An 11,956-nucleotide genomic window follows, 5' to 3' on the forward strand; every position below is an offset into this window, starting at 1 on the left:
GCACTGTATATTTATACAGTTGTCGTCGCACCCCGAAAAAGCTGGCTCCTGACGCGAGCCCGTGCGGCGCCTGCGCTTTCTCTCCCCACCTCGAAAGGCAATCATGTTCGTGGACCGCACCGAAATCATCAACGCCGCCAAGGCGTTGCGCGCCAGCCAGGAAGAATCCAGGTACAGCAAGCTCGTCGCACTCGCGAACAAGCAACTCAAGGCAATGCAAACGGCAATCCAGCGGGGCAAGGAAGAATTCGAGACCAGACTGGTACTCGACATCAACGAAGACAATCCTCAAGCAGCGCTGGAACCGCGCGCCCAACGGCTAGCCGACGACCTCCGAGCGCAGGGCTACACCGCGACGGTGACCACGTTTGCCGAAGCCAGCACCGACCGCAAGAACTGGACGCCGAATATCACGGTCGTCATCGGTCTGCGCGACATGGTTTCTGAAGACGGCAACGCGACAGCGGAAAGCACGGCAACCGACGAGACGGAAGTCACGCTGACTGGCGCAGCTGCCAGTGAAATGGCCTGACATCAGGCTGGCAATCCGAGATAAGGACCGGCATCACGGGGGCTTCGCGCACAGTCGCATGATTGATGGATTCTCCACCAAGGGAAATCTGCACGCGATTTACCAGTGGCACCCGATGAAGGAAACCGTGGCGTGCCAGGACGTAAAAGCCTGCGTCTTGTTCGAACGAGGATTGTCACCACGCACGGCGGGTGCGCTCAACATCCGCCGGTGGGTCAACGAGCCTTTAACAGCAGAGAAGGGTCGGCTACAGCAGTGGCCGCCGGATTTTTCGGACGCCTAGGCGATCGGGCCCTTCCCGCCCAGGAACAGAGCGGACGCGCACCTGGCGTTGTCCGGAACGGCCGTATAGACGCGAACCTTGTCCATGGCGTCGACAACCCGGAAAGCGGCCTCGACATTTCCGCCTGGACTGTTCAGGACAAGGATGACGAGCCCCTCCTTATCGCGGTCGGCCAGCCGGGCGATCGCCTGGAACTTCCTTGCATCTCCCTCCTGAATGGCGCCCTCCCCGATCACCATTCTCAGACTGATTTGCGGCTGGTGGTAGATCTTGAAGTCCATCCCGAGCAACGCGCCGGGATAAAGGAGCACGGTGAAACCAAGCCACAACAGCACCCGTTGTCTCGGGCTTCGCGCCGCATCGAGGCGCTGAAGCCAAAACGGCGCCACGGGTGCGAGTCCGCCCGGCGAGGCAAAGACCGTGCCGTCAGAATGCGGTCGGGGACAGATCCAGGCCGCCACTCGAATCGATGGAAATGCGATAACGGACCGTCGAAGCCGGAGGAAGCCTTACCTCCCGCTCCTTCAAGCCACCGAGGCACATTGCCGAAGTCTGGGCGCCAAGAATGATCGCTCCCGGTTTGGCGTAGAACCGGGCGACCTCCCCGGATTTGAGCCGGCCCACTTCCTTGCCGTCAACCGACAGCACGGTATCGCAGGCGCTGCCGTAAAAGCCCTCATCGCGGGTCACGACCAGCGTGGCAAACTCGCCAGGTGGCGGCGTTTGCAATCCGCTAAGTCTCTCCGAAGGTGTTGGCGCTGCCTTGCTCGCCGGTACGGGCGTGCTTGAACATGCGCAAACCAGCATCGTCATCACGCAGGCAGAAAGGATTTTTCTCTGGATTAACACGTGGCCCTCCGGAAGGCTTCAACGCAATGAATACACAGGGCGATATTGCGAGGCGGCTCAGAACTTGTGCCGGACTCCCAAGGCAACGCCGAACATGTTGCTCTGCCCGTTGCCCAGGACATAGCTGTTACCCAGCGACAGGCTGTTGGCAAAGACGGTCGCTAGCGAATCGAGCATCAGCCCGGCGTTCTTGGCATAGGCAGTGGTCACGTAGAGGTCGGTACGCTTAGACAGCGCGTAATCGGCCACGAAGGAGACCTGCCACGGATTGGCCACGCTCGTGTTGCCGTAAAGGTTCTTGAGGTTGTCGTAGTTGTACTCGAGCGTGAGTGCCAGCGCCGGCGTGACCTGGTAATTGGCGCCAATCCAGTAGAAGTCATCGCGCTGGATCAGCGCATCGGCCGCATTCCTGTTCTGGCCCCAACGGTAGCCGCCCATGATCTTCGCCGGGCCGAAGGCGTAGCTGGCGCCTACCACGGCCTTCTTGACGGTGCCGGTGCCGGTGCCGATGGTGGGATTCCACTGGTCATAGCCGGCTGTTGCGGCGAACGGGCCGAACGTGTAAGCCAGCGCCCCGCCATAGGCGGTGTCGCGCCGGAACTGCCCCGGGACTTCGCCATTGCCGCCGATCGGAATGGGGAAGCCTACCGAGGCGGGCAAGGCCACCCCGACGCCGAAGGACCAGTGCGCAAGCGCCGTCAGTCCGCCGAACTTGCCTGAGTACTTGACGGTGTTGTCCGCGCGGTAGTTGGGGCCGGATTGCATGACGACCGGCTCATACTGCGTGGCATAGGCGGTCGGAGAGAAATTGGCCAGCGCCTCGAACATCGAGGTGTATTGCCGGCCAAGGCTGACCTGGCCAAAGCGGTCGCTCTGGATGCCCACGTATGCCTGCCGGCCGAACAGACGGCCGCTTTGCTGCGACAAGCCATTGTCGATGCCGAAGCCGCTTTCCAGCACGAACAGAGCCTTGAGACCGCCCCCCAGGTCCTCGTTGCCGCGCAAACCCCAGCGGGAGCCGGAAAGCCCTCCCGAAGTCAGCCGGAAAACATCATTTCCCGGTCCCGGATTAAAGCCGTTGGCGGCCGTCGGCACGACGCCCGCATGGTTGACGTATTCCACGTTGGCGTCGATCACGCCGTACAACGTGACGCTTGACTGCGCAACCGCTGCCAGCGGCCATCCCAGCAGTGATGCCAAGGCAATTCTTTTCAGTGCCATGCCCGCTCTCCTCTTTTCTTTTTTCTTGGTGGCTCAACCAGGGCTTCGTTCGTTGCATGGCTGGCCTTACAGCATCTGCCAGGCAACCTGTTCGAGCATAGGAGCGTAGTGCGTTCTCCGCCAACATCCGGTGACGGGAAGCGCTCGAAACGCAAAACAGTGTCGGCAGGTCGCAACAATCGCCAGCGAAGCTCTCTCCGTATGTCGCGCCTGGAATGCTGCTGAGCCAAGGCTCACCGGAGTTTGATCAGAAGTCGTTTTCGTGTCTGAAATCCAAACACACATAACGTATCGAGGAGAGCGACATGTCCGCATGCAAATTGCCCGCATTTGGTTTCGCAGTCCTGATGGCACTGACTTCCATAGGCACGGCCGCCCAGACGCCCAAGGGATCCCAACCGGCGGCGGCGCCATTCGACGTTCCGGCAGCGCCCCCGACTACGGCGCAGGCCGAGGCTTTTATCGCGGAGCGCTTCAAGGCCGCCGATGCCAACCATAATGGCAAGCTGACTCGTGACGAAGCGCAGGCGGGCATGCCAAAGGTCTACGAAAACTTCGACAAGATCGACGTAAAGAAACAGGGTTACGTCACCGAGCGCCAGATCGGTGCCTACTGGACGAAGAAAACCAAGGACCAGATGCAGAAGGAAGATCCGAGCTGGAACTGAAGGCGCTGCGAATTCTCCCTTCCAGCAATTCCCTCCTTCGCGCCCCGCCGCGAATCATCGCTGCCCGAAGCCTGCGGACGCGAAATGACCGCAGCCACTCCCGGCTGACCTCCACCGCGCAAGAAGGATGCTGTGACCACTCACGCGTCCGTGTGCGGTGGCCAGCGCTTCCAAGTCCCCCTGTTGCGAAGCTTCCCCTTGACCTGCTTTCCCTCAGCGTCTATAAACTCACCATCCAGATGGATGGTACATGGATGTCATGCGGAAGGTTTGAGCCCAAAAGATCACATAGACGCAGCCCCTTGGCAATAACAAACCCGATGAGCAAACCAAAGCCCGGTGACACGGAAAAAATCACGATCAACCTCGGCCCGGTGGACCTGGGGCAGATCGACCTGCTGGTGGAAGAAGGCTTTTATTCGAATCGGACCGACCTGATCCGGACCGCCATTCGCAACCAGTTGGCCACGCACGCCCAGGCCATACAGGAAACGGTGACGCGCCGGGCCCTTGTCCTCGGGCTCCAGCATTTCACCCGCCGCGACCTGGAGGCCGCGCGCGCGGCCAACGAGAAGCTCGACATCCATGTCCTCGGACTGGCGAGCATCGCCTCGGATGTCAGCCCGGAACTGGCCCTGGCAACGATCGAATCGATTGTGGTGCTCGGCGCCTTTCATGCCCCCGCGGCAGTCAAGGCTGCGCTCGCCGGGCGAATACGGTAGTAACGCGCACTAGTAACGCGCGGTAGTAACGCGGCAATGCCGCCGCGCCCTGGCTCGCCAGGTTTGCCTGGAAACAAGTATGAGAATGAATGATGCCTTCCTCGCTTCGATGCGAGAAGCCATGCACTTGCTGCAGACCGCGGGCCCGCTCGAGGCCACCGAGGCTATCCAGCGTGCACTGCGCGAGCAAGCGTCGATGGGCGCGGCGGTCGCCCCGGCGTCCCCTTCCGCTCCCATGCCCGCACAGGTGGTCGAACGCCTGCTCACCGATGCCCGCGTGCAGGCCCGCCCGGCCGATGCCGCCGGCAGCGCCGACAACGCAGCCTCCCCGGCATCCGCGCGCGGCACTCACTCGCTACGCCCGGACGGCAGGCAAGCGTCCCGGCAGGAGGTCGGACATTTCAGCCAGCACACGTTCGTGAACCGGGCGGGATCCCGCGCGTACAAGCTTTACGTGCCCGCTGGCCGTCGGGCCGAGCCAATGCCGCTGGTCGTGATGCTGCACGGTTGCACGCAGGATGCCGACGATTTCGCGGCCGGCACCCAGATGAACACCCTTGCCGACATGCTTGGCTTCGTGGTGCTGTATCCGGTCCAGGCCACCCCGGACAATCCGTCGAAATGCTGGAACTGGTTCCGGCCCGGCGACCAGCAGGCCGGCAAGGGAGAACCGTCGATCATTGCCGGCATGGTGCGCGAGGTGATCGCCAGCCACGGCATCGACGCAAGGCGCGTCTATGTTGCCGGCCTGTCCGCAGGCGGCGCGATGGCTGCGGTGCTGATCCAGCGCTATCCGGAGATGTTTGCGGCGGCCGGCGTGCATTCCGGCCTGCCCGCCGGGTCCGCGCATGACCTGCCCTCGGCGCTGGGCGCGATGAAGGGCGGCAAGGGGCTAGGCCGGTCCAGGTCAGGCGCGGTGCCGCCTGCCTCCACCGCGCGGCCTCTCATCGTGTTCCACGGCGATGCGGACCATACGGTGCATCCGTCGAACGGCGACCGTCTTGTTGCGCCGTTCAGGAGCGATCACGCGCGCCAGCTGAGCGAACGCAGGAACGTCGCCGGTGGCCATGACTACACGCGGCAACGGATCACCACGCCCGCTGGCGTCAATGTTGAATACTGGGTCATCCATGGCGCCGGGCACGCCTGGGCGGGCGGTAGCCCCCAGGGCAGCTATACCGATCCGAAGGGGCCGGATGCCAGTGCGGAAATGCTGCGGTTCTTTCTCGCCAATCCGCTGCCAGGCTGAGCCGGCGCAAGCCCGCGCGCCGGTTGCCCGGCCGGCCTGTACCTGAGCCGGCGTCCGGCGGCCGGCATCCGCGGCCTGGGCCGAGGGTTGCTGCGGCTGGCGCCCTGGCTGATGAAAGCGTTGTCGGTCGCCGGAACGGCGGCGATGTTTCTGCTGGGCGGCGGCATCCTGATGCACGGCATCCCGGCGATGCACCACGTGCTGGACGCGGCGACACAGGCGGCGGCAGGCGTGCCCGCAGTGTGCTGTCGGTCTGGCGAGCTATTAGCGCCTGTACCCGGCCCCGCCCACAGCGGCGCGGGGCAGGATTGTCGTCAAGGCCGTCATCCGTCACCCCGGAAGGAGCGCATCGTGGTGAGCTTCCTGATCGTCGTCGCCGCCCTCTTCTTCCTGATGTTCGTCGCCTACCGCGGCTTCAGCGTGATCCTGTTCGCGCCGGTTGCCGCGCTCGGTGCCGTGCTGCTGACCGACCCGCCGCTGGTGCCGCCCATGTTCATCAGCGTGTTCATGGACAAGATGGTCGGCTTCGTCAAGCTTTACTTTCCGGTCTTCCTGCTGGGCGCGGTCTTCGGCAAGACGATCGAGCTCTCCGGTTTTTCCAAGTCCATCGTCTCTGCGGTGATCGCGTTGGTCGGGCGAGAGCGGGCCATGCTGTCGATCGTGGTGGTGTGCGCGGTGCTGACCTATGGTGGCGTCTCGCTGTTCGTCGTGGTGTTCGCCGTCTATCCGTTCGCCGCCGAGATGTTCCGCCAGGGCGGCATCCCCAAGCGGCTGATCCCCGGCACCATCGCGCTGGGCGCGTTTACGTTCACCATGGACTCGTTGCCGGGCACGCCGCAGATCCAGAACATCATCCCAACCACGTTCTTCAATACCAATACCTGGGCGGCGCCCTGGCTGGGCGTGGTCGGGACGATATTTATCCTGGTCGTGGGCCTTGCCTACCTCGACTGGCGCCGGCGCCAGGCCGCGGCGCGCGGCGAGGGCTATGGCGAGGGCCATACCAACGAGCCCGAGGCCTTCGAGCATGGCAAGCTGGCCAACCCCTGGATCGCCATCCTGCCGCTGGTGCTGGTCGGCGTGCTGAACAAGGTGTTTACCGAACTGATCCCGCGCTACTATGGCAAGAGCCATGAGTTCATGCTTGCCGGGGCGACCAAACCCGTCGTCACCGAGGTGTCCAAGGTGGCTGCGATCTGGGCCGTCGAGGGCGCGCTGCTGGTGGGGATTCTCTCGGTGCTGGTGTTTGCCTTCAAGCCGGTCAGCCAGAAGTTCGCCGAAGGGTCCAAGGCGGCGGTCGGCGGCTCGTTGCTGGCGTCCATGAACACCGCCTCCGAGTATGGCTTCGGCGCGGTGATTGCCGGCCTGCCCGGCTTTCTCGTGGTCGCGGACGCGCTCAAGTCGATCCCCAATCCGCTGGTCAACGAAGCCATCACGGTCACCGCGCTCGCCGGCATCACCGGCTCGGCCTCGGGCGGCATGAGCATCGCGCTCGCCGCGATGTCGGAGCAGTTCATCGCCGCCGCGCATGCCGCCGGCACCCCGCTGGACGTCTTCCACCGCATCGCCTCGATGGCCAGCGGCGGCATGGATACGCTGCCGCACAACGGTGCCGTGATCACGCTGCTCGCGGTGACGGGCCTGACGCACCGCCAGTCCTATGGCGACATCTTCGTGGTCACCTGCATCAAGACACTGGCGGTGTTCGTCGTCATCGCCTTCTACTACCTGACCGGCATCTATTGATCCAAATGAACACGCAAGACACTACGCAGCGCCCGTTGCCGGCGATCCACACCCGCGAGAACGGCAAGCTGGTCTCGGCGCGCGAAGCGGTGCGCCTGATCCGGGATGGCGATACCGTGGCGACCGGAGGCTTCGTTGGCATCGGTTTCGCGGAAGAGATTGCCATGGCCGTCGAGGCGCTCTGCCTGGCTTGCGACAACGATGCGCCGGTCAGCCTGTCGAAGCCCGGCAACCTGACCCTGGTCTATGCCGCCGGCCAGGGAGACGGCGAGGACCGGGGCCTGAACCATTTTGCGCTGCCGGGCCTGGTAAAACGCGTGATCGGCGGGCACTGGGGGCTGGTGCCGAAACTGCAGCAACTCGCGGTCACCAACCAGATCGAGGCCTACAACCTGCCGCAGGGCGTGATCACCCACTTGTTCCGCGATATTGCGGCCGGCAAGCCGGGGCATCTGTCCCGGGTCGGCCTGGGTACGTTCGTCGATCCGCGCTTTGAGGGAGGCAAGCTGAACGAACGCACCACCGAGGACCTGGTCGAGTTGATGCAGATCGGCGGCCAGGACTATCTGTTCTACAAGGCCTTTCCGATCAACGTTGCCATCGTGCGCGGCACGACCGCGGATCCGGACGGCAATATCACCATGGAGCGCGAGGCGCTGACGCTGGAAGCCCTTGCCATCGCCATGGCCGCGCATAACTGCGGCGGAATGGTAATCGTGCAGGTGGAGCGCATCGCCGAACGCGGCTCGCTCAATCCCCGCCAGGTCAAGATTCCCGGCGTACTGGTGGACTGCGTGGTGCAGGCCAGGCCGGAAAACCACCTGCAGACCTTTGCCACGCCATACAACCCGGCGTTCTCCGGCGAGGTCCGCGTGCCGGCGAGCAGCGTGGCGCCGATGGCGATGAGCGAACGCAAGGTGATCGCCCGGCGCGCCGCCATGGAACTCCAGCCGAACAGCGTGGTGAATCTCGGCATCGGCATGCCCGAGGGCATCGCCAGCGTAGCCAACGAGGAGCGGGTCCTCGACCTCGTCACGCTCTCGACCGAGCCGGGCGTGATCGGCGGCATTCCTGCCGGCGGGCTGAACTTCGGCGCGGCGACCAACCCTGATGCGATCATCGACCAGCCCTACCAGTTCGATTTCTACGACGGCGGCGGGCTTGACATCGCCTTCCTCGGCCTGGCGCAGGCCGATCGCATGGGCAACCTGAATGTGTCGCGGTTCGGGCCGCGGCTGGCGGGTGCCGGCGGCTTTATCAATATCAGCCAGAACGCGAAGAAGGTCGTGTTCGTTGGCACTTTCATGGCGGGCGGCGGGGAGTTCTCGGTGGCCGACGGCAAGCTCCATATCCACCGCGACGGCATCGCCAGGAAGTTCGTCCAGGAAGTCGAGCATCGCACATTTTCCGGCCCGTACGCGGCAGCGTCGTTCAAGCCCGTGCTCTATATCACCGAGCGCTGCGTGTTCGAGCTGGGCGCGCAGGGCCTGGAACTGATCGAGATTGCGCCCGGGGTCGACCTGGAGCACGACATTATCGCCAGGATGGACTTCGTCCCGATCGTGCGCTGCCCCGTGCTGATGGACGAGAGGATCTTCCGGCCGGAGCCGATGGGGCTGCGCGCCGACGTGTTGCGGCTGCCGCTGGAGGCACGCCTTAACTACGACGAAGAGAAGAACATCCTGTTCCTGAACTTCGAGCAGCTCGAAGTGAAGCGCCGGGAAGACGTTGAGGCGATCCGCAAGGCGGTGATCGGCATCTGCGAACCGTTGGGCCACAAGGTCTACACCGTGGTCAACTATGAGGGCTTCGTGCTCGACCGGGACGTCGAGGATGCCTATGTCGAGATGATCTCGGAAGTGGTGGCACGTTACTACATCGGCGTAACGCGCTTTACCACCAGCGCCTTCATGCGTACCAAGCTGGGCGACACGCTGGCCCGGCGCGGCCTCGCTCCCTATGTCTATGAAACCGAGGCGGAAGCGAAGGCGAGCCTGCGGGAGCAGCCCGGCAGCAACTAGGCCGGCTATCGGGCTACGAGATTGCTGGTAGCCATGCCACATGGGCCCAGCCCAGGCGTCAGTCTGCTTCGCGCAAAGGCATCGCCACGTTGCGCTCCGCGAGCGCAGCAATGGTGCGCGAAGGGTTCAGCCCGAGCGGGCGCGGGACGATCGCCCCGTCCATGACATCGAGCCCCTTGTAGCCGAATACCCGGCCCGCCGCATCGACGACACCGTCCGCGGCGGAGGCACCCATATTGCAGCCTCGCAGCGGGTGCGGTGTGATCAGGTTATGCCACCGCCGCCAGAGCATTTCGCTGATGATGAAGCGATAAGGCAACGTTATCGTGCCTTATCGCCGCGTCGCGGCAATTCCGCCCTCACGTTCATCCTGGCCCCGCGCTGCGGCCAACTGTTGCTGGCCAAGGATGATTGAAACCCACCGGCTGTTCCCGGCCAGGAAGCGTCGTTCGGGCGCTCCTTGATTACGACGTTCGTACGGCCGGTGTACTCACAAACGCGCCTTTGAAGGCCACTGCGCACTTCGCCGTATGTCTCGGGCCATCGCGACATGCTACGAACCGCAACCGTCGAGGGGTTTCTGTGTTCTCCAACGCACGCACAAGCCCGCTAGCCCCTAGTAGGGTGTCGGAGAATGTTCAAAACAATCTCTACCACCACCTCCGATCGCAACCTCAATCTGCCCCTCACCAAGTATGAGGATTATGCGTATGGCTCGTGAACGGGAACAAGAAAATGAACTGGGCAGGGCCGAGCTTCTTCGCGAGGCTGCAAGACTTTGCGCGAAGGACCAGTATGCGCAAGCGTTCCGAATTTACCGGAAACTGGCCGATTCGGGGCACTCAGAGAGTCAGGTGTTCCTTGGCTGGATGTTTGCAGAAGGCAAGGGAGTGCAGGCCAGCCAGGAAGACGCAGCCAATTGGTTCAGGTGTGCAGCAGAGCTCGGCTCAGCGCGGGGTGCGTTCTATCTGGGACGATTGCTGACTAGGGAAGCCAAGCATGCTGAGGCAGTTACTTGGTATCAACGGTCTGCGACGGCAGGATATCCCCCTTCTCAGTATCGACTTGGCGTTTCATATCTTAGAGGGCACGGTGTTAGAAAGGATCTCTCATTGGCCTGTCGCTACCTTGAGGCAGCAAAGGCTAACGGACATATCTTTGCTAGGCGCGAGCTTGCTGTAATGGATATCCAAGGCTATAGAGGTGTCGCGCGGAGATTCCTAGGCATCATTGAATTCTTGCCAGTACTCCTGTTCGGAGTTGGGGTTGCTTTTACGAACCCATACTCTGACGATCTAAGGGGGTGAGCGCCGGCCGGCACATCTCGCGACATTACCTTGAGTGGCGGCTATCGAAGGGATAACTGACCCAATCACAGCCAAGGCGAAGGTCCACAGTGGGTCGATTCTCGCCTTCGACCTTGAGCGTCCCACACTCGGCTAGCCTAGGCACTTGTCCGGGCGTCCGCCGCGTGGCCCGGCCATGGCTGGTCCACCAGGAAGCGCTCGCATAGCAGCGCCCAGTACGCCGCGCCCACCGGAATATTGCCGTCGTTGAAGTCATAGCCGGGGTTGTGCACCATGCAGCCGCCCTCGGTCCCTTCGCCATTGCCGATCCACAGGTAGCAGCCGGGCACCGCGTCCAGCATGAAGGCGAAGTCCTCGCTCGCCGCGATCGGCGGCGCCTGGCAGTCGACCTGGCCGGGCCCCAGCAACTCCAGCGCAACCTGGCCGGCAAGCGCCGTTTCCGCCGGCGTGTTCACCAGCACCGGATAGCCGCGCGCGTAGTCGATCCGGGCCGCCACGCCGTAGCTTTGCGCCTGCGCGGCGACCAGTTCGCGGATGCGCTGTTCGAGCTGGTCGCGCACGCGGCGGTCCAGCGCGCGCACACTCAGCCGCAGCACGGCCTGCGCGGGAATGATGTTGGAGACGGTGCCCGCCTGGAATGCGCCCACGGTGACCACCGCGGTTTGCAGCGGGTCGACATTGCGCGCCACGATGGTCTGTAACGCCATCACGATCGAAGCACCAGCCACGACCGGATCGGCCGCGGTGTGCGGGAACGCCGCGTGGCCGCCGATGCCGGCGAGCGTGATGGTCACGCTGTCGGCCGAGGCCTGCGCCGCGCCCTCGCGCATCAGCAGCCGGCCCGGCGCCGTGCCAGGGACGTTGTGCATGGCGAAGACGGCATCGCACGGGTACTTGTCGAACAACCCCGCTTCCATCATCCGCCTGGCACCGCCCAGCCCCTCCTCCGCCGGCTGGAAGATCAGGTTCAGCGTGCCGCTGAAACTGCCGTGCCGAGCCAGATGCCTGGCGGCGCAAAGCAGCATGGCGGTATGCCCGTCGTGCCCGCATGCATGCATCACGCCGGGATGGCAGCTGGCATAGGGCAGCCCGGTGGCTTCGGCCATCGGCAGCGCGTCCATGTCGGCGCGGATGCCGAGGCTGCGGCCGCCGCTGCCCCGCCGCAGCCGGCCAACGACGCCGGTGGTGCCGAGCCCGCGTTCCACCTCGTAGCCCCATCCGGCGAGCAGGCGGGCCACGATGTCGCTGGTGCGGTGTTCCTCGAAGCCGAGTTCCGGATGGCGATGGATGTCGCGGCGGATGGCAACGAACGGTTCGGCGCTGTCCCGCAGCGCGGCCAGCAGGGGATGCATGGCGTC

At 63.9% G+C, this 11,956-nt stretch carries 13 protein-coding genes; 8 read left to right on the top strand and 5 right to left on the bottom strand.

Features of this window, described 5'->3' with window-relative positions; translation table 11 throughout:
• The first annotated feature begins 103 nt into the window (after positions 1–103).
• Together MKD38_RS27745 and MKD38_RS27750 are read left to right on the top strand one after the other, a co-directional pair.
• Complete coding sequence (locus MKD38_RS27745) at positions 104–532, top strand: hypothetical protein (protein ID WP_252682152.1); 429 nt, start codon at positions 104–106, stop codon at positions 530–532.
• Positions 533–590: 58 nt separating this feature from the next.
• Entirely contained in the window at positions 591–815 is a 225-nt protein-coding gene (locus MKD38_RS27750) for a hypothetical protein (protein ID WP_252682154.1), read from the top strand.
• Here MKD38_RS27750 and MKD38_RS31150 read toward each other — a convergent pair.
• The 3 genes from MKD38_RS31150 to MKD38_RS27765 are packed head-to-tail and all read right to left on the bottom strand — an operon-like array spanning position 812 to position 2,885.
• Complete coding sequence (locus MKD38_RS31150) at positions 812–1,204, bottom strand: ATP-dependent Clp protease proteolytic subunit (RefSeq protein ID WP_252682156.1); 393 nt, start codon at positions 1,202–1,204, stop codon at positions 812–814. The two genes, MKD38_RS27750 and MKD38_RS31150, sit on opposite strands and share 4 nt — an antisense overlap.
• A 37-nt stretch (positions 1,205–1,241) precedes the next feature.
• A complete protein-coding gene (locus MKD38_RS27760; RefSeq protein WP_252682158.1) occupies positions 1,242–1,664 on the bottom strand; it encodes a hypothetical protein in 423 nt (140 codons plus the stop codon).
• A 57-nt stretch (positions 1,665–1,721) separates the two neighbouring features.
• Positions 1,722–2,885: a porin gene (locus tag MKD38_RS27765; RefSeq protein ID WP_252682160.1), complete on the bottom strand. Its 1,164-nt coding sequence runs from the start codon at positions 2,883–2,885 to the stop codon at positions 1,722–1,724.
• Positions 2,886–3,190: 305 nt separating this feature from the next.
• Between MKD38_RS27765 and MKD38_RS27770 the strand changes: the two genes are divergently transcribed.
• The 5 genes from MKD38_RS27770 (at position 3,191) to MKD38_RS27790 (ending at position 9,291) form a co-directional block, all read left to right on the top strand.
• A complete protein-coding gene (locus MKD38_RS27770) occupies positions 3,191–3,553 on the top strand; it encodes a CREC-EF hand family protein (protein WP_252682162.1) in 363 nt (120 codons plus the stop codon).
• Positions 3,554–3,873: 320 nt separating this feature from the next.
• Positions 3,874–4,275 (top strand): ribbon-helix-helix domain-containing protein, encoded by a 402-nt coding sequence (locus tag MKD38_RS27775; RefSeq protein WP_252682164.1) that lies wholly within the window; start codon positions 3,874–3,876, stop codon positions 4,273–4,275.
• Between the two features lie 79 nt (positions 4,276–4,354).
• Complete coding sequence (locus MKD38_RS27780) at positions 4,355–5,524, top strand: extracellular catalytic domain type 1 short-chain-length polyhydroxyalkanoate depolymerase (protein ID WP_252682166.1); 1,170 nt, start codon at positions 4,355–4,357, stop codon at positions 5,522–5,524.
• Between the two features lie 42 nt (positions 5,525–5,566).
• Positions 5,567–7,270: a GntP family permease gene (locus MKD38_RS27785; RefSeq protein WP_256506676.1), complete on the top strand. Its 1,704-nt coding sequence runs from the start codon at positions 5,567–5,569 to the stop codon at positions 7,268–7,270.
• Between the two features lie 5 nt (positions 7,271–7,275).
• The gene (locus MKD38_RS27790; protein ID WP_252682170.1) at positions 7,276–9,291 is read left to right on the top strand and encodes an acyl CoA:acetate/3-ketoacid CoA transferase; all 2,016 of its coding nucleotides are present in this window, start codon (positions 7,276–7,278) and stop codon (positions 9,289–9,291) included.
• Between the two features lie 58 nt (positions 9,292–9,349).
• Here MKD38_RS27790 and MKD38_RS27795 read toward each other — a convergent pair whose 3' ends face one another.
• Positions 9,350–9,610, bottom strand: coding sequence for a GMC oxidoreductase (locus tag MKD38_RS27795; protein WP_501985982.1), 261 nt, complete (start codon positions 9,608–9,610; stop codon positions 9,350–9,352).
• A gap of 391 nt (positions 9,611–10,001) precedes the next feature.
• Between MKD38_RS27795 and MKD38_RS31155 the strand changes: the two genes are divergently transcribed.
• Entirely contained in the window at positions 10,002–10,598 is a 597-nt protein-coding gene (locus MKD38_RS31155; protein WP_371925755.1) for a tetratricopeptide repeat protein, read from the top strand.
• Between the two features lie 137 nt (positions 10,599–10,735).
• Here MKD38_RS31155 and MKD38_RS27800 read toward each other — a convergent pair whose 3' ends face one another.
• Positions 10,736–11,950 carry a M20 aminoacylase family protein gene (locus tag MKD38_RS27800; RefSeq protein WP_252682204.1) on the bottom strand — a complete coding sequence of 405 codons (1,215 nt, stop codon included), beginning with the start codon at positions 11,948–11,950 and terminating at the stop codon, positions 10,736–10,738.
• Between the last annotated feature and the right edge of the window lie 6 nt (positions 11,951–11,956).

The sequence above is a fragment of the Cupriavidus sp. WGlv3 genome (genome assembly GCF_023952475.1).
Taxonomy (GTDB): Bacteria; Pseudomonadota; Gammaproteobacteria; order Burkholderiales; family Burkholderiaceae; genus Cupriavidus; species Cupriavidus phytorum.